The following is a 20415-nucleotide window of genomic DNA, read 5'->3' as shown; positions in this document are numbered from 1 at the left end:
CTGCTCGCCTACTTGGCGATCGCCGCGAGACCCTTGCGGGAGCTCAGCACCTGGTCGATCAGGCCGTACTCCAGGGAGTCGGCTGCCGAGAGGATCTTGTCGCGGTCGATGTCCTTGTTGACCTGCTCGACGGTCCGGTTGGAGTGCTTCGCCAGCGTCTCCTCGAGCCAGACGCGCATGCGGAGGATCTCCTGCGCCTGGATCTCGATGTCGGACGCCTGTCCCTGTCCGGCCTGGCCAACGGCGGGCTGGTGGATGAGGATGCGGGCGTTCGGGAGGGCGAGTCGCTTGCCGGGCGTGCCTGCTGCCGCGAGCACCGCGGCAGCCGAGGCGGCCTGGCCGAGGACGACGGTCTGGATCTGCGGACGGATGTACTGCATGGTGTCGTAGATCGCCGTCATGGCCGTGAAGGAGCCACCGGGCGAGTTGATGTACATCATGATGTCGCGGTCGGGGTCCATGCTCTCGAGCACGAGCAGCTGCGCCATGATGTCGTCGGCCGACGCGTCGTCGACCTGCACGCCGAGGAAGATCACGCGGTCCTCGAACAGCTTGGCGTAGGGGTCCTGACGCTTGTAGCCGTAGGCCGTGCGCTCCTCGAAGCTGGGCAGGATGTAGCGGGAGGACGGCTGGTGAAGCGCGCTGCCCCCCATGGAGCTGGTTGCGGAGCCACCGAAGCTGGGGATGGTCATGTCTAAGTCCTTGTCTCTGTTCGGTGCTCTACTTGGCGTCGGTGCCGCCGCCGCCGAACACGTCGAGCGCCGACTCGCGGATGTGGTCCACGAAGCCGTACTCGAGTGCCTGCTGGGCGTTGAACCAACGGTCGCGGTCGCCGTCCTCGTTGACCTGCTCGACGGTCTTGCCGGTCTGAGCGGCGGTGATCTCGGCGAGACGGCGCTTCATGTCGAGGATGAGCTGGGCCTGGGTCTGGATGTCGCTCGACGTTCCGCCGAAGCCACCGTGCGGCTGGTGCAGCAGCACTCGGGCGTTCGGGGTGATGTAGCGCTTGCCCTTCGTTCCGGCGGTGAGGAGGAGCTGGCCCATGGAGGCCGCCATGCCGATGCCGACGGTCACGATGTCGTTGGGAACGAACTGCATGGTGTCGTAGATCGCCATGCCGGCCGTGATCGAGCCGCCGGGAGAGTTGATGTAGAGGTAGATGTCCCGCTTCGAGTCCTCAGCGGCGAGGAGCAGAAGCTTCGCCGCGATCTCGTTGGCGTTCTCGTCGCGCACCTCGGAACCGAGCCAGATGATGCGGTCCTTCAGCAGGCGGTCAAAAACACTGGGTCCCAGTGTCGGTTCGGCCATTGTGTCGCTCCTTCAGTTATCGCGTAAGACGAATCTAACCGAGCACATCCCCTGAACCCGGCCATGTTCGCCGTGAGCAGAGTCGGCGTCAGAGTGCCAACTCCTCCGCGTAGGCGCGCACCGAGCGGGTGTAGAGCTGGAGGTGAGGTGCGAGTGCGCTGAGAGCCACGGATGCCGCCCGCTCGGCGCTCCCCTCGCTCACCAGCGCCAGCGCCAGGAATGCGGCGGCAGCGTCGTCCAGCGGCGAGTCGGGGTGTTCGGCACGCTCGGTCTCCAGCATCCGGATGCTCTCCCCCACCTCGCCCAGGTTGCGGAGGGTGCTCGCGAGCTGGATGACGGCCTGCGGACGGTGCATGTCATCGAGGCCGAGCTCGAGCGCGCGGCGGTAGAGCGGTGCCGCATCGGCCTCGAGCCCGGCGGAATCGCGCGCACCGGCCATCTCGAACAGGGCGCGCGCATCGCCATCGCCTCGTTCGGCGGCGATGGCGTCGATGCTGGCGATGACGGCGTCGTCACCGAGGTCGTCGGCGGCGGCCCAGACGGCGTCGATGCGGGCGCTCCAGTCGTCGGGGTGGGTGGCTGACGGCATCGGTTCTCCTTCGGATGCACGAGAGGGTCGACCGCGCGAACGCGATCGACCCTCTCGGATGGTGCTGGTGCTGACTACTCGGCGTCGGCCTTGGCAGCAGCCTTCTTCTTGGCGGGAGCCTTCTTCTTCGGCTTCTCCTCGGCCTCGATGATGGCGTCGGCGGCCTCTGCCTCCTCGACGAGCTCTTCAGCCTCGGCGACGACCTCGGCCTCGGCCTCGTCCTCGTCCTCCTCGGTCACGACGAAGTCGGACAGGTCGACCACGGCACCATTGGTGTCGGTGACGACGGCCTTGCCGAGCACGAGGGCCAGGGCCTTGTTGCGCGCGACCTCTCCCACCATGGCGGGGATCTGGCCGTTGCTGCTCAGGGCCTGCACGAACTCGTTCGGGTCCATGCCGTACTGCGCGGCACCCTGGATGAGGTACTGCGAGAGCTCGTCCTGGCTGACCTTGACCTCTTCGGCCTCGGCGATCGCGTCGAGCAGGATCTGCGTGCGGAAGGTCTTCTCGCTKGAGATGGCGACCTCTGCACGGTGCTCGTCGTCCTCGAGGCGGTTCTCGTTCTCGAGGTGACGGTGCACCTCGTCCTCGATGAGGCCGGCGGGAACCGGAACCTCGACGAGCTCGGTGAGCTTCTCGATGAGGAGGTCGCGGGCCTGACCGCCCTGCTCGAAGTTCTTGGAACGGCCGGCCTGCTCGGCGAGGCTCGCCTTGAGCTCGTCCAGAGTGTCGAACTCGCTGGCGATCTGCGCGAAGTCGTCGTCGGCCTCGGGAAGCTCGCGCTCCTTGACGGCGGTGACAGTGACGGCGATCTCGGCGGTCTCGCCCTCGTGGTCGCCACCGAGCAGCTTGGACTCGAAGGTCGTCGCCTCGCCGGCGGTGAGGGACTCGAGCGCCTCGTCGATGCCCTCGATGAGGTCACCCGAACCGAGCTCGTAGGAGATGCCGCTGGCTGTGTCGACCTCGGCGCCGTCGATGGTCGCGATGAGGTCGATGGTGACGAAGTCGCCGCTCTTGGCGGGACGGTCGACGGTGCTCAGCGTGCCGAAACGGCTGCGGAGGGTGTCGAGCTCCTTCTGGACCTCGTCGTCGCCGACCTCGACGGCGTCGACGGTGAGGGCGATGCCGTTGTAGTCGGGAAGGTCGATCTCGGGACGCACATCGACCTCGATGTGCACGAGCAGGTCGCCCGAGAAGTCCTTGTCGCTGGGCCACTCGACGATGTCGGCCGACGGACGACCGAGGGTGCGGAGATCGTGCTCGGCGACGGCGGCGCGGAAGAAGCCGTCGAGGCCCTCGTTGACGGCGTGCTCGAGAACGGCGAGCTTGCCCACGCGCTGGTCGATGATGGGCGGCGGAACCTTGCCCTTGCGGAAGCCGGGGATGTTGATCTCCTCGGCGATGTGGCTGTACGCGTGGGTGATGCTGGGCTTCAGCTCCTCGGGCGTCACCGAGATGGTGAGCTTCGCGCGAGTCGGGCTGAGCTTCTCAACCGAGGTGTTCGGCATGGGGGAAGATCTCCTGTAGATGAGGGGTTTGTCGATGCGGTGGTCGGGGCGACAGGATTCGAACCTGCGACCTCCCGGTCCCAAACCGGGCGCTCTACCAAGCTGAGCTACGCCCCGAGTCATCCGCTCAACTCGTATTCGATTCAACGCGAGGCGCGCACCAGGGCACGCGAATAGCGGGGAACCTCGGAAAGTCTACTGCACGGCATCCGTGCGTTCCGTCCGAGGATGGGAGCACGGCTCGCACGACACGCGGCCCGGCATCCGGACCCGACCTCCGACGTGGACGGAGCACCCCCGAGTCTGTATTACGATGGTGGAGTTGCCTTTTCGCGAGGCCACGGGGATGTAGCTCAATGGTAGAGCCTCAGTCTTCCAAACTGATCACGCGGGTTCGATTCCCGTCATCCCCTCCAGTACGAGGCCCGGACACTCATCGAGTGGCCGGGCCTTCGTGGTTCCCGGCGTTCATCGCCGCGCTTCCGTCGACCCTCGACCGACCTGGCGGGGCTTCGATGCTCTGGCGGGTGCAGGACACCCCGCCGGACCACCCGGACCCCGCCGAATGCGCGGACCTGTAGCGGCCGCGCGCCGTCCGGAGCACAATGTCTGCCATGACGGATGCGGCATCGCCTGCCTCCGCGGAGCCGCCGCCGGTTCCGCCCGCCGTCCGCGCGCAGATCCTCGCCACCGAGCACTGGGGCCTCCTGGCCTCGCGCAGCACGTCGCAGGCCGAGGTGCTCACGCGGATAGCGATCTTCCTCACGCTGGTCTCGGCCGCGTTGGTGAGCGTGAGCCTGCTGGGCCAGGCGACGGCGTACAGCGGGCCGTTCGCTCCCTCGGCGATCGGCATCCTGGGCCTGCTGTACGTCATCGGCATCCTCACCCAGCTGCGTGTCTTCAATGTCGCCGACGAGGACCTGATGTTCGTCCTCGCGATGAACCGGTTGCGCGCCGCCTACGTCGAGATCGACCCCGGCGTCGAGAGGTACTTCTTCGCCTCGGCGCACGATGACGAACGCGGGATGCAGCAGACCTACTCCTTCCTCCGACCCCGGGGCGGCAGTCAGGTCGCCGGGAGTTCGATGGTCTTCATCGTCGTGATCAACTCGGTCGTGCTCGGACTCTTCGTCGGCGGCCTGCTGGCGACGCTGACCGACGCTCCCACGCTCGCGATCATCGTGGGCTCTCTGCTCGCGGTGGTCTCAATCGTGGCCTCGATGCTCACGGGATACCGCGGCTACCGCCGATCCCTCGCCTCCTATCGGCCCGTCAACCCCTCAGTGTCGACCACCTGACGGCATACGGTTGTCTGTAGCTGGATGACCGTGAGGAGCCGTTGATGTCGCACGTCGATCAGGTACTCGAACGCCCGCCGGTGCCGGCGGGTGCTGGAGGGCGCGGGATCCTGAGTGCCGCCGACGCCGCGCGGCTCGTGGCGCTGCGCCGCATGAAGCGCATCGCCGGCGGGCTCCTCGCTCTCGCCGCCGTCGTGTTCTCGGTGTCGTTCGCGCTGCAGGACACGTACGCCTGGCTCGGCTACGTGCGTGCCGCCGCCGAGGGGGCGATGGTGGGTGCCATCGCCGACTGGTTCGCGGTGACGGCGCTGTTCCGGCATCCGTTCGGCCTGCGGATCCCGCACACGGCGATCATCCCCACGCGGAAGGACGAGATCGGGGCGAGCCTCGGCGAGTTCGTCGAGGAGAACTTCCTGTCGGAGGAGGTCGTGCGCGGAAAGCTCGCGACCTTCAGCGTCGCCGACAGGGTGGGCACCTGGCTCGCCGATCCGCACAATGCCGCCAGGGTGAGCGCCGAGGCCGCCGTCGCGGCGCAGGGCCTGCTCAAGCTGCTGAGCGACGACGACGTGAAGGATGTCATCGAGAGGCTGGCGCGACGGCACCTGTTCCGGCCGGCCTGGGCGCCGTCGGTGGGGCGGATCGGATCGCAGCTCGTGGCGGCCGACCAGCAGCGTGCGGTGCTGGACGCTGTTCTCGACGCCACCGAGGCGTGGCTGGTGACGCATCCGGACGCGTTCGGCGACGTGGTCTCGGAGCGGCTCCCCCGTTGGGTTCCCGGCTTCGTCGGCGGCATCGTCGACGACCGCGCGCACCGCGAGGTGCTCAAGCTGTTGAACGCTGTGCGAGAGGATCCGCAGCATCCGTTGCGCCTCTCCATCGACACCTACCTCACCGAGCTGACCGAGCGGCTGCAGCACGACCCCGAGATGATCCAGCGCGTCGAGTCGATCAAGGCCGAGTTCCTCGAGTCCCCCAGGCTGCGCGAATTCGCCGACGAGCTGTGGAGCTCGGTCAAGGTGAGCCTGGCCGATTCCCTCGCGGATGCCGACAGCGAGCTGCGGCGCGGAGCCGAGTCGGCTCTGGTCGAGGTGGGCACGCGCCTCTCGCGGGATGCCGTGCTATCGGGCAAGGTCGACGCCTGGATCGCCGATGCGGCCACCTACGTCGTGCTCAACTACCGGCACGACCTCGCTGCCGTGATCACCGAGACCGTCGAGCGCTGGGACGCCGGCGAGACGACCGAGAAGATCGAGCTGCAGGTGGGGAAGGACCTGCAGTTCATCCGCATCAACGGCACCGTGGTGGGCGCGCTGGCCGGCGTCGCGATCTACACGGTGGCCACCGGCGTGCACGCGTTGTTCTGAGCTGCAGCTCTGAGCCGACGTCCTGGCGCTGCCGTTCTGACGTGCCCGTGCGTCGCGGCATCCGTCGCACCGCCGATCTACGTGCGAGTCAGCGGAGTTCATCGCCGGAAGCGGGCGCAATCGAGCACGATCAGCCCGTTCTGGCGGTGAACTCCGCTGACCGGTACGGATGCTGGAGGCGGGTCGTGCGGCACCCGCGGCGCGGCGCCCTCGACCTGCGCGCCACTAGCGGCGCGCCGCCGCCAGCCCACGGTTGATCTGGCGGGCCCAGAGCGGACCGCGATAGAGGAAGGCCGTGTAGCCCTGCACGAGCGTGGCGCCGGCAGCAAGGCGCTCGGCGACATCCGCCGCCGTGTCGACACCGCCGACCGAGATGACGCAGAGGGACTCGGGCACGACGGCACGGATGCGGCGGAGCACGGCCAGCGACCGAGCTGCGAGCGGCGCTCCCGAGAGTCCGCCGGCGCCCGCTGCCTCGACGACGGACGGCGCCGTGACGAGTCCGTCGCGGGAGATCGTGGTGTTCGTGGCGATGATGCCGTCGAGTCCGAGCTCGACGACGAGACCGGCGATGCGGTCGATCGCGTCGTCCTCGAGGTCGGGGGCGATCTTGACGAGCAGCGGGGTCGTGCCTGCCGCGGCCTTCACCGCTGTGAGAAGGGGTGTCAGCAGCTCGAGCTCCTGCAGGCCGCGCAGGCCCGGCGTGTTCGGCGACGACACGTTGACGACGAGGTAGTCGGCCAGGGGCGCGAGCAGGCGGGTGGAGGCGAGGTAGTCCTCAGTGGCCTCCTCGACCGGGGTGATGCGGCTCTTGCCGATGTTCACGCCGATGACCGGGCGGTTGCGCTTGCGGCGCAGGGCGACGAGACGCGTACGGGCGACATCCGCCCCGGCATTGTTGAAGCCCATGCGGTTGATCACGGCGCGATCGGGGATGAGCCTGAACAGGCGCGGGGTCTCGTTGCCCGGCTGCGCGTGAGCGGTGATGGTGCCGACCTCGATGTGGCCGAAGCCGAGCCGGCCGAGGCCGATCACGGCGTGGGCGTTCTTGTCGAAGCCTGCCGCGACGCCGAACGGCGTGGGAAACGTCAGTCCGAGCGCGCGAACGGGCTGCGGGCGGGGTGACCGGGTGAAGCGGGCGACGAGGAGTCCGATGACCGGCCAGCCCAGCATCCTGATGACCACGAAGCCGATGTGGTGGGCGCGCTCGGGATCCATGCGCGCGAAGAAGGTGCGGAAGATGAAGTCGTACATCGGCGGGCTACTCCTGCGGACGGGCCGGCAGCCGACCGTGCTCGTCGCGGAGCTGTTCGATGGCCGACTCGAAGTCGTCGAGCGACTCGAAGGCCTGGTACACGCTCGCGAAGCGCAGGTACGCGACCTCATCGAGTTCGCGCAGCGGCGGGAGGATGGCGAGGCCGATGTCGTTCGCGTCGAGCTGCGATGCCCCCGTCGAACGGATGGTCTCCTCGACCTTCTGCGCGAGCACGGCGAGATCGGAATCCGTCACCGGACGCCCCTGGCAGGCCTTGCGCACGCCGCTGACGACCTTCTCGCGGCTGAACGGCTCGACGACGCCGCTGCGCTTGATCACCGAGAGGCTCGCCGTCTCGGTGGTGGAGAAGCGCCGGCCGCACTCGGGGCACTGACGGCGGCGGCGGATGCTGAGGCCGTCGTCGCTGGTACGGGAGTCGATGACGCGGGAGTCGGGGTGACGGCAGAAAGGGCAGAACATCGTGCCCCCAGCCTAGCGAACGGCGGACACGGTTCCGGATGCCGCCCGGCAGGCGCTGCGGCCACCCGGACGACGCCTCCGGTCAGTCAGTCCCTCGGCGCCTGCGCGATGCGCACGGTGTTGCCCGACGGGTCGCGGAAGGCGCAGTCGCGCGGGCCCCAGCCCTGGTCGATCGGCTCCTGGAGCACCTCGGCGCCCGAGGCGCGCAGGGTCTCGAAGGTGGCGTCGACGTCGTCGGAGCTGAACACGAGCAGCGGCAGCACGCCCTTGGTGAGGAGTTCCTGCATGGCGTCGCCGTCGGCCTGGGAGCGACCGGCGTGCGGCACCGAGAGCACGATGCCGAGGCCGGGCTGGGCGTCGCTGCCGAGCGTGACCCAGCGGAAGTCGCCCGAGGCCACGTCGTTCTGCACGTCGAGGCCGAGGGCGTCGCGGTAGAACGGCAACGACTCGTCGACGTCGTTGACTGTGATGTTGGTGAACTGGAGTGCGATGGTCATGAAGGCGAGATTACGCCGCTGTCGTGACGCTCACTTCTCCGATCCTGCTCGATGCCGGATCCGTCGCGTCGGCGCTCGCCGGTGCGCTCGCTGGTGCGCTCGACGCCGCCCGCATCGGGCGCGTGTAGACCTTCGCGATGCACGCCGGCATGGCCTCCACGGCATCGTGGCCGCGGCTGCGGTAGGCCGACGGCGTCTCGCCGACGATCTCGAGGAACCGTGAGCTGAACGAGCCGAGCGAGGTACAGCCCACGGCCATGCAGGCATCCGTCACCGTGGATCCAGCTCGGAGCAGCGCCATGGCCCGCTCGATCCGACGGGTCATCAGGTGGCTGTACGGAGTCTCGCCGTAGGCGGCGCGGAACTGGCGGGAGAAGTGGGCCGGCGACATCAGGGCCTTGGCCGCCATCGTCGGGACATCGAGCGGCTTGGCGTAGTCGCGGTCGATGAGGTCGCGGGCGCGGCGCAGGTGAGCGAGATTCTCCAGCTCCTGCGGGGTCATGAATCCACGGTAGCACCGAGCATTTTCTGCCGACGATGGATGCCGCAGCGCGACGCCGCTGTGCCTCGGCGCCTCGGAATCCTCAGCTGAAGCGGGCCACGACAGCGTCGCCGTGGGCCGGCAACGCCTCGGTCGCCGACAGGGCGGCGATCGACTCGGCGACGTCGGCCAGGCCGTCCTTCGTGTACTCGACGACCTGCTGCGACCGCAGGAAGGTCGCAGCGTTCAGCCCGGCGGTGAAGCGCGCCTGGCCGCCCGTCGGCAGCACGTGGTTGGAGCCCGCGGCGTAGTCGCCGAGGCTCACGGGCGAGTGCGGGCCGAGGAAGATGGCGCCGGCGTTCTGGATACGGGCGAGCACGGCCTCGGCATCCGTCGTCTGGATCTCGAGGTGCTCCGGTCCGAAGGCGTTGCTGAAGTCGGCGGCGGCGTCGAGGTCGTCGACGAGCACGACGGCCGACTGCTCACCGGTCAGCGCCGCTGTGACCCTCTCGCGGTGCCTGGTCGCAGCCACCTGGCGCTCGACCTCGACTCCGACGGCCTCGGCCAGGCCGGCCGAATCCGTCACGAGCACCGCGGCGGCGAGTTCGTCGTGCTCGGCCTGGCTGATGAGGTCGGCAGCCACGAGCCGGGCGTCGGCGGCGGCATCCGCGATCACCAGGATGTCGGTGGGGCCGGCCTCGGCGTCGATTCCGGCCTGACCGCGGATGCGGCGCTTGGCCGCTGCGACATAGACGTTGCCGGGGCCCGTGACGAGCTGCACGGGCTCGAGGCCGAGGTCTGCGACTCCGTATGCGAGGGCGCCGATGGCACCGGCCCCGCCCATGGCGTAGACCTCGTCGATGCCGAGCAGCCCGGCCGCTGCCAGCACGACGGGGTGCACGTGCGAGCCATGATCGCGCTGCGGCGGCGACACCAGGGCGATCGAGCTGACGCCGGCGACCTGGGCCGGCACCACGTTCATGACGACGCTCGACGGGTAGACGGCCTTGCCCCCGGGAACATAGAGACCCACACGGGCGATGGGCTGCCAGCGCTGACGGATGCGGGCACCGGGCCCGATCTCGGTGACCGTGTTCGGCGGCACCTGGGCCGTGCTCGCCAGGCGCACCCGGCGGATCGTCTCCTCGAGGGCCCGACGCACGGCGGGGTCGAGCGTGGCGACGGCGTCGGCGATCTCGGCTGCCGGAACCCGGAGGCTGGGCGGTCGACCGCCGTCGAAGCGGTCTGCCTGCGCGAGCAGCGCTTCCGATCCTCCGGCGCGCACCTCCTCGATGAGCGTGGACGCCGCTTCACTGGCCACGGCGACGTCGACGGCCGCCCGCGGAACGAGGGCGAGCAGTTCGGCCGCCGTGTGGCTTCGGCCTCGGAGATCGATCGTGTGCATCATCACCCACGAGTTTATGGGCCGGATCGCGGCCTGTGGGTGCTCGTGGACCAGTGCGTAGTCCCGTGACGGCGTGCGTTTCAGGAATAGCCCGGACAGGACGATGATTGAAGCATTCGTATGAATGAGTCAGCCCCCGCCTCCAGCTCCATCACGTTCTCCGACGCCGCGACGCCGGAGGACCTGCTCTCGTTCAAGCAGGCCTTCCGTCGTCATGCCGCCGGCGTCGCCGTGATCACGGCCCGCGATACGCAGGGCGCGCCGGTCGGCTTCACCGCCACCTCGCTGGCGTCACTCGCGGCAGTCCCACCGCTCGCGACGTTCAACATGGCGCGCTCGGCGAGCTCCTGGCCCGCCATCGCCGAGACCGACCGACTCGTCATCCACATGCTCGGCCGCCGCAACCGGGGTCTCGCGCAGATCATGGCCGGACCCGCCGCCGAGAGGTTCTCCGGCGACCACTGGACCGCGGGCCCGCATGACCTTCCCGTGCTCACCGACGTGACGGCGTGGATGCAGGGCCGCATCGTCGAGCGCGTGCAGGTGCACAACAGCGCCGTCGTCATCGTGCAGATCGAGACCGGCGCCCTCGGTCCCATCGACGCTCCGCTGCTCTATCACGAGCGGTTCTATCACGCTCCGGGAGACGTGCTCACGGACTGAGCGCTGCTCGCTGGAGGGGAACACTGACCGCGGCCTCTCGGTGCGCGAGCTTCGAGCTCGCGATTGCCCGAGCATCCGCCGATGCGCCGCTAACGTTGGCGTGTGACCGAGATCCGCCATCCGCTCCCCCACGACCTTCCCGGCATCTACGACATCTGCCTGGTGACGGGCGATGCAGGCTCCGACGGCACCGGCCTGTACGCGAATCCCGACCTGATCGGGCACATCTACGCCGGGCCGTATGCGGTGCGGCATCCGGAGTTCGCCTTCGTCGTCGCGGACGAGCACGGCATCGGCGGGTACGTGCTCGCCGTTCCCGACACCCGAGCGTTCGAGGCGTGGGAGGAGAGCGAGTGGTGGCCCGCCCTGCGCGCGCAGTATCCGGTGGGCAGTGCCGCGACCGACGCCGACAACGCCCTCGTCGCGCTGATCCACGAGCCCGAGCGCATAGCGGACGAGGTACTGGTGCGGTACCCGGCGCACCTGCACATCGACCTGCATCCGCGCCTGCAGGGCCGGGGCCTCGGTCGCGTCCTCATCGGGAAGGCGCTCGAGGCGCTGCGCGGGGCCGGCGTGACGGGGCTGCACCTCGCCGTCGATCCTCGGAACAGCGGTGGGCAGGCGTTCTACCCGCGGGTGGGCTTCACCGGCCAGGAGCGCGTCGACGACGGGCCGATCGTCTTCACGATCGAGTTCGGCTGACGGTACGCTGCCGCAGCAGCACACAGCCCCGGCCAGTTGCCCACTTCCGCTGGTGGACGGCGCGTCCGACCAGCGGAAATGGGCATTTCGACGGGAAGCGAGCGGCTCAGACCAGGCAGTTCGGCCCGAGCAGGCTCTTGAGCTCGCCGTAGAGATCGGCCGTCACCCGCACCGGGTACGGCACCTCGAACACGCGAGCGGTCGAGCCCTTGACGAGCTTCAGCCTCACCTCGGTCTCACCCGAGTGCCTGATCAGCACGTCGCCGAGGGACTGCATGACGTCGGTCGTCGCCCGTGACTCGGGCACCGAGATGACGACGGGTGCCCCATCCATGTCGCCCTGACCGAGGTCGGGGCTGAAGATGCTGTAGGCGTGCAGGTTCATGCCGTCGTCGCGCAGGCTCACGCGTCCGCGCACGACCACGATGGAGTCGCCGACGAGTGCCGGGGCGAACTCCTGGTAGGCCTTGCCCATGAACATCACGGTGATCTCACCGCCGAAGTCCTCGACCTGGATCATGCCGTACTGGTTGCCGGAGTTCTTGGCCGTGCGGTGCTGAACGCTGGTGACGAGTCCGGCGATGGTGACGGTCTCGCCGTCCTGCGTGTTCTCGTTCGCCATGAGGTCGGCGATGGCCACGTCGGCGTGCTTCGCCAGCGGGACCTCGAGACCGGCGAGCGGGTGGTCCGACACGTAGAGGCCGAGCATCTCGCGTTCGAAGGCCAGCTTGTCGCGCTTGGACCACTCGGGGCGATCGGGCACGTGCGAGACCGGAGCGGCACCGGCATCCTCGAACAGGCTGTCGAAGTCGAAGCCGACGTTGCCGTTGTCCTCGTCGCGCTTGATCTTGACGGCGGACTCGACGGCCTGCTCGTGGATCTCCACCAGCGAGCGGCGGGTGTTGCCGAGCGAGTCGAACGCACCGGCCTTGATGAGCGACTCGATGGTGCGCTTGTTCGTGGCGTGGATCGGCACCTTGCGCAGGTAGTCGTGGAACGACTCGAAGCGACCCTTCTCCTCGCGGGCGGCGCGGATGCCGTCCACGACGTTCATGCCCACGTTGCGCACGGCCCCCAGGCCGAAGCGGATGTCCTCGCCGGCAGCGGCGAAGAAGCCGATCGACTCGTTCACGTCGGGCGGGAGCACCCTGATGCCCATGCGCCGGCACTCGTTCAGGTAGATGGCCATCTTGTCCTTGGAGTCACCGACGCTGGTGAGCAGCGCGGCCATGTACTCGGCCGGATAGTGCGCCTTGAGATAGGCGGTCCAGTACGACACCACGCCATAGGCCGCGGAGTGAGCCTTGTTGAAGGCGTAGTCGGAGAACGGCAGCAGGATGTCCCACAGCGTCTTGATCGCCGCAGCCGAGTAGCCGTTCGCCGTCATGCCGCCGGAGAAGCCCTCGAACTGCTTGTCGAGCTCGCTCTTCTTCTTCTTGCCCATCGCGCGGCGCAGGATGTCGGCCTGGCCGAGGGAGAAGCCGGCCACCTTCTGGGCGATCGACATCACCTGCTCTTGATAGATGATGAGGCCGTAGGTGCCGCCGAGTACGTCTTCGAGGGCCTCGGCCAGCTCGGGATGGATCGGCGTGATCGGCTGCAGGCCGTTCTTGCGGAGGGCGTAGTTGGTGTGCGAGTCGGCCCCCATCGGACCGGGCCGGTAGAGCGCCAGCACGGCCGAGATGTCCTCGAAGTTGTCGGGCTTCATCAGGCGCAGCAGGCCGCGCATGGGCCCGCCGTCGAGCTGGAACACACCGAGGGTGTCGCCACGGGCGAGCAGGTCGTACGAGGGCTGGTCGTCGAGCTCGAGCGACTCCAGGTCGAGCCTGTGACCGCGGTTCGCCTCGATGTTGTCGAGCGCGTCGGAGATGATCGTGAGGTTGCGCAGCCCGAGGAAGTCCATCTTGATCAGTCCGAGCGACTCCGCAGCCGGGTAGTCGAACTGCGTGACGATCTGGCCGTCCTGCTCGCGCTTCATGATCGGGATGATGTCGATGAGCGGGTCGCTCGACATGATCACACCGGCCGCGTGCACACCCCACTGGCGCTTGAGGTTCTCGATGCCGAGGGCGGTGTCGAAGACGGTCCGCGCATCCGGATCCGTCTCGACGACGGCACGGATGTCCGACGCCTCCTTGAATCGCGGATGCGCCTTGTCGAAGATGCCCGTGAGAGGGATGTCCTTGCCCATGACGGGCGGCGGCATCGCCTTGGTGAGCTTGTCGCCCATGCCGAAGGGGAAGCCGAGCACCCGGGAGGAGTCCTTCAGCGCCTGCTTGGCCTTGATGGTGCCGTAGGTGACGATCTGGGCGACCCGCTCCGAGCCGTACTTCTCGGTGACGTACTTGATGACCTCGCCGCGGCGACGGTCGTCGAAGTCGACGTCGAAGTCGGGCATGGAGACGCGGTCGGGGTTCAGGAAGCGCTCGAAGATCAGGCCGTGTCGCAGCGGGTCGAGGTCGGTGATCTTCATGGCGTAGGCCGCCATCGAGCCGGCGCCCGATCCACGGCCGGGGCCGACGCGGATGCCGTTCCGCTTGGACCAGTTGATGAAGTCGGCGACGACGAGGAAGTAGCCGGGGAAGCCCATCTGCAGGATGACGCCGACCTCGTAGTCGGCCTGCTTGCGCACCTCGTCGGGAATGCCGTTGGGGTAGCGCTCGGCCAGGCCGGCGTCGACCTCCTTGGTGAACCAGGTGTCCTCGGTCTCGCCCTCCGGCACCGGGAAGCGGGGCATGTAGTTCGCGTTGGTGTCGAACTCGACATTGCAGCGCTCGGCGATGAGCAGGGTGTTGTCGCAGGCCTCCGGGTAGTCGCGGAACAGCGATCGCATCTGGTCTGCGCTCTTCAGGTAGAACTCGTCGGCGTCGAACTTGAAGCGGTTCGGATCGTCGAGCGTCGAGCCGGACTGCACGCAGAGCAGTGCAGCGTGGCTGGTGGCGTCGTGGGCGTGCGTGTAGTGCAGGTCGTTCGTGGCGACGAGGGGCATGTCGAGCTGCTTGGCGAGCTTCAGCAGGTCGTTCATGGTGCGGCGTTCGATGGGGAGGCCGTGATCCATGATCTCGGCGTAGTAGTTCTCCTTGCCGAACATGTCCTGGAAGTCGGCTGCGGCCTTGAGCGCCTCGTCGTACTGGCCGAGGCGCAGGCGTGTCTGCACCTCACCGCTCACGCAGCCCGTCGTGGCGATGAGCCCCGTGCTGTACTCGGACAGGATCTCTCGGTCCATGCGCGGCTTGAAGTAGTAGCCCTCCATGGAGGCCCTGCTCGAGAGCCGGAACAGGTTGTGCATGCCCTCGGTGGTCGCCGACAGCAGCGTCATGTGGGTGTAGGCGCCGGCGCCGGAGACGTCGTCCTCGCCGCCGTTGCCCCAGCGCACGCGGGTGCGATCGCCGCGGTGCGTGCCCGGCGTCACGTAGGCCTCGGTGCCGATGATCGGCTTGATGCCGGCCTCGGTGGCCGTGCGCCAGAAGTCGAAGGCACCGAAGACGTTGCCGTGGTCTGTCACCGCGACGGCGGGCATCCCCTGCTCCACGGCGGCTTCGATGAGCGGTTTGACGCGTGCGGCGCCGTCGAGCATCGAGTACTCGCTGTGCACGTGCAGGTGGACGAAGGAGTCACCGTTGGAGGGCAGATTCACTCCTGACGAGAGGGGACGAGCGGGTGGTGAGTGTCCAGCTTAAGACCTGTACGGCCGCGCATCGGCGCGTCGCCAGCGTGTCGTCAGTCCCCGCGCAGGACGTCGAGCGCGTGCTGCAGTTCGGGGGCGTACGCCGACTGGAACGTGATCCATTCTCCGCTCGACGGGTGGTCGAAGCTGAGCTGTCTGGCATGCAGCCACTGCCGGGTGAGGCCGAGCTTGGACGAGAGGTTCGGGTCGGCCCCGTACATCGCGTCTCCCACGCACGGATGCCGCTGGGCGGCCATGTGCACGCGGATCTGGTGGGTGCGCCCTGTCTCGAGGTGGATCTCGAGCAGCGAGGCGTACGGGAACGCCTCGATGGTCTCGTAGTGGGTCACCGAGTGCTTGCCGTCTGCGATCACCGCGAACTTCCAGTCGGAGCGCGGATGCCGCCCGATGGGCGCGTCGATCGTGCCGAGCAGCGGATCGGGGTGCCCCTGCACGACGGCGTGGTAGATCTTCTCGACCTCGCGGTCGTGGAACGCGCGCTTGAGCGCGGTGTAGGCCTTCTCACTCTTGGCGACGACCATGAGGCCGCTGGTGCCGGCGTCGAGGCGGTGCACGACGCCTGCCCGCTCGGGAGCGCCGGACGTGGAGATGCGGAAGCCGGCCGCGGCCAGAGCACCGACGACCGTCGGCCCCTCCCATCCGACCGACGGATGGGCGGCGACTCCGGCCGGCTTGTCCACGACGACGATGTCGTCGTCGTCGTAGACGATGCCGAGGTCGGGAACGGGGATGGGCACGATCTGGAGCGCCTGCTTGGGCGCCCAGCTCACCTCGAGCCAGGAGCCGCCCCGGAGTCGATCGGACTTGTCGACGGTCCGGCCGTCGACGCTCACGCCACCGGCCTCGGCGACCTCGGCCGCGAAGGTGCGGGAGAAGCCGAGGAGCTTGGCGATCGCGGCGTCGACCCTGGTGCCGTCCAGCCCGTCGGGCACGGGAAGGGAGCGCGTCTCCATGATCAGTCGCGACTCTCGGGCGCCGTCGGCGTCACCGGAGCGGACGGAGCGGACGGAGCGGCCGGGGCGTCGGCTGCCGGCGTCTCGGCCACAGCAGCGACCTCGCCCGACGCAGCGGCGGCGGGAGTCGCGGTCTCTGCAGCATCCGTCGCCATGGGGTCGGGTTCTGCGGGGTCGGCATTCGCCTTGCCGGCACGAGACCCGTCGAGGCCGATGCCGCGCAGGCTCAGGATGAGGAACAACACCATGCTCGACACGATGGCCATGTCGGCCACGTTGTAGATCGCCGGAACGATCCAGGGCGTCGAGATGAAGTCGATCACGTGGCCCATGCCGAAGCTGGGCTCGCGCAGGAACCGATCGGTCAGGTTGCCGAGCACACCGCCCAGGAGCAGGCCGAAGACGACGGCCCACGCCTTGGAACGGATGCGGGAGGCGAACCAGATGATGAACACGATCACGAGCGAGGCGATGATCGTGAAGATCCACGTCATGCCGCTCGCGAGGGAGAACGCTGCGCCGGAGTTACGCACGAACAGGAGCTGCAGCACGGGACCGAGTACCGGTACCGTCTCCCCCTCCGTCAGGTTGCTGACGACGAGGTACTTGCTCAACTGGTCGAGGCCGTATGCGCAGAGCGCGACCCCGGCCAGAAGCGCGAGTGTGGTGGAGCTGACCCTCTTCTTCGTGCCGGCGTTATCCGCCAAAGCCCTGGAAGCTCGGAGCCTGCTGGTCGCCCGAGGCGCTCACCGGCGAACCGAAGGTCTGGCCGACGGGAGCCGGAGCAGCGGCAGGGGCGGCCGAGGCGGCCGAGGCGTCGAGATCGCGCAGCTGACCCTCGATGTAGCCCTTGAGCTTCGAACGGTAGTCGCGCTCGAAGTTGCGCAGCTCATCGATGCGGGTCTCCAGGCTCTGGCGCTCGGCGTCGAGCGCTCCGATCTGGGCGCGCTGCTTGGCCTCGGCCTCGGCGACGACGCGAGCGGCGGTGGCGTGGCCCTCGGCGATGAGTGCGTCGCGCTTCTCGATGCCCTCACGCACGTGCTCCTCGTGCAGACGGCGAGCGAGCTGGAGGAGGTTCGTGGTGCTGGTCTGCTCGTCCTCGACCGGTGCGGCGGCCACGGGGGCCGCGGCGACGGGAGCGGGAACGGCGGCGACGGGCTCGGCGAAGCTGGGGACCGGAGCGACGGCGGCCGGAGCCTCTCCGCCACGCGAGTCGGCGGAGGCGAGGCGCTGACGCAGTTCCTCGTTCTCGCCGTTCAGGCGGCGCAGCTCGACGACGACCTCGTCCAGGAAGTCATCGACCTCGTCCTGGTCGTATCCCTCACGGAACTTCGTCGGCTGGAACCGCTTGTTGACAACATCTTCCGGAGTAAGCGCCATGGCCTGCCACCCTTTGAACTTGAATCGAACTGGTCTTGGAAACGTTCGACTAACGCTAGCAAAGTCCGCTGGGGATTCGCACGGCGCGCCGACGTGGAACGACGTATCAGATCACAGGGCCGAGCTCAGGCGAACAACGGCACGACCCACATCAGGACGATGACGATCAGCATCGTCAGGCTCCAGCCGAAGTCGAACGCCACGCCACCGACCCGCAGCGGAGGAAGCAGGCGTCGGAAGAAGCGGATCGGCGGATCGGTGACTGTGTAGACGCCCTCGACGAGCACGAGGCCGAAGCCGTGAGGCCGCCACGATCTGTTGAAGGTGCGCACCAGGTCGAGCACGAACCGTGCCCACATGATGAAGAAGTAGATCAGCAGCAGGTAGTAGAGGATGCTCGCAAGGAGCGAGACGATCGACACGTACGCTTACGGCTGCGCGAAGAACGACGCTTCGACGTCGGACTCCGCAGCGCCGTTCTCCCCGGAGATCATGACGTGCTGAGGCGACAGCAGGAAGACCTTGTTGGTCACGCGCTCGATCTTGCCGTACAGGCCCTGCGACAGGCCGCTGGCGAAGTCGATGAGGCGACGCGCGTCACCATCGGACATCTGCGAGAGGTTGATGATCACGGGGATGCCCTCGCGGAAGCTCTCGGCGATGACCTGGGCGTCGCGGTACTGGCGCGGGTGCACGGTCAGGATCTCGTTCATCTCGGATGCCACGGGTGCTACCACCTTCGGGGTCGAGGACTTGCGCAACGGGGTCACCGGTGCTCCACCGCGGGGAGCGGGCGCTGCGGCCGCCGCGACGGGCGCGACAGGAGCCGCCGCGGGAGTCTCGTATTCGAGCTCCTCGTCGGCCAGACCCAGATAGACCATGGTCTTCTTGAGCGGGTTGGACATCGCTACCTCCGTTGCGTGATCACTACAGATTCAGATTAACCGGGGGTCAGGACGATTCCCGGTAATGATGGTGCCGATTCGAAGGTGTGTCGCCCCTTCGAGGATGGCGGCGCGGAAATCCTGCGACATGCCCATCGACAGCGCATCCGCCTCGGGCGCCTGGCGCTGGATGCGTTCGGACAGCGCCCGCACATGGGCGAACGCCCGCCGGGGATCCTCGTCGAGCGGTGCCACGGCCATGAGGCCGAGCAGACGCAGGCCCGGAGCCGCGAGCACCTCGTCGACGAGCCCGGGCAGCCGGGCCGGCGTCGCCCCGCCGCGGGATTCGTCAGCGGTGAGATTGACCTGCACGAAGCAGTCGATGGTGGATTCCTCCGACGCGAGCGCATCGACCAGCGACGACCTGTCGACGGAGTGGATCACGTCGGCGTAGGCGCGCACCTGCCTGGCCTTCTTGCCCTGCACCTGCCCCACGAAGTGCCAGGTGATGGGCAGGTCCGAGAGCTCGGCGGCCTTGTCACGGGCCTCCTGATGACGGTTCTCGCCGATGTCGCGCACGCCCAGCTCCACGAGCTCGCGGATGAGGGCTGGCGGGTGGAACTTGGTGACGGCGATGGTGGTGATGTCGTCGACGGATCGCCCCGCCTCCGCTGCGGCGTCTGAGACGGCGATCCGCAGGGAGTCGAGGCGTTCGGCGAGCGTGGCATCCGTCATCGTGTATCGCTCCGCCCCGCTTCCTATTTCAGGAAGTCGGGGATGTCGATGTCCTCGCTGTCGTCGGCGAACGCAGGATCGGCGACGACCTGCTCGACGACACCGGAGTCGGCGGTCCAGACCGGCGACTCCACGAGTTCCTCGATGTCGAACTCCCCGTCGAGGGAGTCGGCGGCCGTCGGGCTCACCGCGATGCCGACGGCGGCCGCAGCGGCGCCGAGGCTGGCCTTGGTCTGGCCGGCCTTGCGGGCGGCCTCATCGATGGGCTGGGGCTCGCCGCCGTCGAATCCGGCGGCGATGACGGTGACCCGCACCTCGTCACCCAGGGTGTCGTCGATGACGGCACCGAAGATGATGTTGGCCTCGGGGTGCACGGCCTCCTGCACGAGCCGCGCGGCATCGTTGATCTCGAAGATGCCGAGGTTGGATCCGCCCTGGATGGAGAGCAGCACGCCGTGAGCGCCGTCGATGGACGCCTCGAGCAGCGGACTCGCGACGGCCAGCTCCGCCGCCTTGATGGCGCGATCGGCGCCGCGCGAGGATCCGATGCCCATGAGGGCGGAGCCGGCTCCCTGCATCACGGACTTGACGTCGGCGAAGTCGAGGTTGATGAGGCCGGGCGTGGTGATGAGGTCGGTGATGCCCTGCACACCGGCGAGGAGCACCTGATCGGCCGTCGAGAAGGCCTCGAGCATGCTGATGCCGCGGTCGCTGATCTCGAGCAGACGGTCGTTGGGGACCACGATGAGGGTGTCGACCTCGTTCTTGAGGCTGGCGACGCCCTGCTCGGCCTGGGTCTGGCGACGGCGGCCCTCGAAGCCGAACGGCTTCGTCACGACACCGATGGTGAGGGCGCCGATCGACTTGGCGATGCGGGCGACCACAGGGGCCCCACCGGTTCCGGTTCCACCGCCTTCTCCGGCGGTGACGAAGACCATGTCGGCCCCGGCGAGGGCCTCCTCGATCTCCTCGGCGTGATCCTCGGCGGCACGGCGGCCGACCTCGGGATCGGCACCGGCGCCGAGACCCCGGGTGAGGTCGCGGCCCACGTCGAGCTTGACGTCGGCGTCGCTCATCAACAGTGCCTGGGCATCCGTGTTGATGGCGATGAACTCGACTCCACGCAAGCCCAGTTCGATCATTCGATTGACGGCGTTGACACCGCCGCCGCCGATTCCGACAACCTTGATGACGGCGAGGTAATTCTGGTTTGTTGACACGTCCG

Annotated in this window: 21 protein-coding genes and 2 tRNA genes; 5 read left to right on the top strand and 18 right to left on the bottom strand. The window is 68.2% G+C overall.

Features of this window, described 5'->3' with window-relative positions; genetic code table 11:
- Nucleotides 1-8: 8 nt before the first annotated feature.
- From ASF30_RS08050 to ASF30_RS08030, 5 genes are all read right to left on the bottom strand, one after another.
- Nucleotides 9-692, bottom strand: coding sequence for an ATP-dependent Clp protease proteolytic subunit (locus ASF30_RS08050; RefSeq protein ID WP_055904309.1), 684 nt, complete (start codon nt 690-692; stop codon nt 9-11).
- A gap of 28 nt (nt 693-720) precedes the next feature.
- A complete protein-coding gene (locus tag ASF30_RS08045; protein WP_055904308.1) occupies nt 721-1308 on the bottom strand; it encodes an ATP-dependent Clp protease proteolytic subunit in 588 nt (195 codons plus the stop codon).
- A gap of 88 nt (nt 1309-1396) precedes the next feature.
- Complete coding sequence (locus tag ASF30_RS08040; RefSeq protein ID WP_055904306.1) at nt 1397-1897, bottom strand: tetratricopeptide repeat protein; 501 nt, start codon at nt 1895-1897, stop codon at nt 1397-1399.
- A gap of 74 nt (nt 1898-1971) precedes the next feature.
- On the bottom strand, nt 1972-3405 hold the full coding sequence (gene tig / locus ASF30_RS08035; RefSeq protein WP_055904853.1) for a trigger factor: 1434 nt from the start codon (nt 3403-3405) through the stop codon (nt 1972-1974).
- 40 nt (nt 3406-3445) lie between these two features.
- Nucleotides 3446-3522 (bottom strand) — tRNA-Pro (locus ASF30_RS08030).
- Between the two features lie 225 nt (nt 3523-3747).
- Between ASF30_RS08030 and ASF30_RS08025 the strand changes: the two genes are divergently transcribed.
- The 3 genes from ASF30_RS08025 to ASF30_RS08015 all read left to right on the top strand — a co-directional run bounded on the left by ASF30_RS08025 (nt 3748) and on the right by ASF30_RS08015 (nt 6067).
- Nucleotides 3748-3821, top strand: a tRNA-Gly gene (locus tag ASF30_RS08025).
- 198 nt (nt 3822-4019) lie between these two features.
- Nucleotides 4020-4703: a hypothetical protein gene (locus ASF30_RS08020; RefSeq protein ID WP_055904301.1), complete on the top strand. Its 684-nt coding sequence runs from the start codon at nt 4020-4022 to the stop codon at nt 4701-4703.
- Between the two features lie 44 nt (nt 4704-4747).
- Complete coding sequence (locus tag ASF30_RS08015; protein ID WP_082467595.1) at nt 4748-6067, top strand: DUF445 domain-containing protein; 1320 nt, start codon at nt 4748-4750, stop codon at nt 6065-6067.
- Nucleotides 6068-6292: 225 nt separating this feature from the next.
- On the opposite strand, the gene ASF30_RS08010 is transcribed toward ASF30_RS08015, so the two are convergent.
- The 5 genes from ASF30_RS08010 to hisD all read right to left on the bottom strand — a co-directional run bounded on the left by ASF30_RS08010 (nt 6293) and on the right by hisD (nt 10188).
- On the bottom strand, nt 6293-7321 hold the full coding sequence (locus ASF30_RS08010; RefSeq protein WP_055904298.1) for a quinone-dependent dihydroorotate dehydrogenase: 1029 nt from the start codon (nt 7319-7321) through the stop codon (nt 6293-6295).
- A gap of 7 nt (nt 7322-7328) precedes the next feature.
- Entirely contained in the window at nt 7329-7802 is a 474-nt protein-coding gene (gene nrdR, locus ASF30_RS08005) for a transcriptional regulator NrdR (protein ID WP_055904295.1), read from the bottom strand.
- A gap of 86 nt (nt 7803-7888) precedes the next feature.
- Nucleotides 7889-8299: a VOC family protein gene (locus ASF30_RS08000; RefSeq protein ID WP_055904292.1), complete on the bottom strand. Its 411-nt coding sequence runs from the start codon at nt 8297-8299 to the stop codon at nt 7889-7891.
- 10 nt (nt 8300-8309) lie between these two features.
- The gene (locus tag ASF30_RS07995) at nt 8310-8801 is read right to left on the bottom strand and encodes a helix-turn-helix transcriptional regulator (RefSeq protein WP_082467593.1); all 492 of its coding nucleotides are present in this window, start codon (nt 8799-8801) and stop codon (nt 8310-8312) included.
- Between the two features lie 82 nt (nt 8802-8883).
- A complete protein-coding gene (gene hisD, locus ASF30_RS07990) occupies nt 8884-10188 on the bottom strand; it encodes a histidinol dehydrogenase (protein WP_082467591.1) in 1305 nt (434 codons plus the stop codon).
- A gap of 117 nt (nt 10189-10305) precedes the next feature.
- Here hisD and ASF30_RS07985 point away from each other — a divergent pair, with 117 nt between their 5' ends.
- Nucleotides 10306-10848: a flavin reductase family protein gene (locus ASF30_RS07985; protein WP_055904289.1), complete on the top strand. Its 543-nt coding sequence runs from the start codon at nt 10306-10308 to the stop codon at nt 10846-10848.
- A gap of 102 nt (nt 10849-10950) precedes the next feature.
- Nucleotides 10951-11550 carry a GNAT family N-acetyltransferase gene (locus ASF30_RS07980; RefSeq protein WP_055904287.1) on the top strand — a complete coding sequence of 200 codons (600 nt, stop codon included), beginning with the start codon at nt 10951-10953 and terminating at the stop codon, nt 11548-11550.
- A gap of 106 nt (nt 11551-11656) precedes the next feature.
- On the opposite strand, the gene dnaE is transcribed toward ASF30_RS07980, so the two are convergent.
- The 8 genes from dnaE to ftsZ form a co-directional block, all read right to left on the bottom strand.
- A complete protein-coding gene (gene dnaE / locus ASF30_RS07975) occupies nt 11657-15127 on the bottom strand; it encodes a DNA polymerase III subunit alpha (protein WP_055904844.1) in 3471 nt (1156 codons plus the stop codon).
- Between the two features lie 143 nt (nt 15128-15270).
- On the bottom strand, nt 15271-16191 hold the full coding sequence (locus tag ASF30_RS07970) for an RluA family pseudouridine synthase (RefSeq protein ID WP_055904284.1): 921 nt from the start codon (nt 16189-16191) through the stop codon (nt 15271-15273).
- A gap of 2 nt (nt 16192-16193) precedes the next feature.
- Entirely contained in the window at nt 16194-16898 is a 705-nt protein-coding gene (gene lspA, locus ASF30_RS07965) for a signal peptidase II (protein ID WP_082467589.1), read from the bottom strand.
- Complete coding sequence (locus ASF30_RS07960) at nt 16888-17571, bottom strand: DivIVA domain-containing protein (protein ID WP_055904282.1); 684 nt, start codon at nt 17569-17571, stop codon at nt 16888-16890. Before ASF30_RS07960 ends, lspA begins: the two co-directional genes overlap by 11 nt.
- A 125-nt stretch (nt 17572-17696) precedes the next feature.
- Complete coding sequence (locus tag ASF30_RS07955) at nt 17697-17993, bottom strand: YggT family protein (RefSeq protein WP_055904279.1); 297 nt, start codon at nt 17991-17993, stop codon at nt 17697-17699.
- A gap of 6 nt (nt 17994-17999) precedes the next feature.
- Complete coding sequence (locus ASF30_RS07950; protein WP_055904276.1) at nt 18000-18476, bottom strand: cell division protein SepF; 477 nt, start codon at nt 18474-18476, stop codon at nt 18000-18002.
- A gap of 30 nt (nt 18477-18506) precedes the next feature.
- Nucleotides 18507-19190, bottom strand: a complete 684-nt coding sequence (locus tag ASF30_RS07945) for a YggS family pyridoxal phosphate-dependent enzyme (RefSeq protein WP_055904271.1) — start codon at nt 19188-19190, stop codon at nt 18507-18509.
- A 23-nt stretch (nt 19191-19213) separates the two neighbouring features.
- Nucleotides 19214-20410, bottom strand: coding sequence for a cell division protein FtsZ (gene ftsZ / locus ASF30_RS07940; RefSeq protein ID WP_055818037.1), 1197 nt, complete (start codon nt 20408-20410; stop codon nt 19214-19216).
- Between the last annotated feature and the right edge of the window lie 5 nt (nt 20411-20415).

Origin of the sequence: Leifsonia sp. Leaf264 (assembly GCF_001422325.1) — a bacterium.
Taxonomy (GTDB): Bacteria; Actinomycetota; Actinomycetes; order Actinomycetales; family Microbacteriaceae; genus Orlajensenia.
Note: the sequence above shows the minus strand (reverse complement) of the source record. Positions and strands in the feature narration are given on the sequence as shown.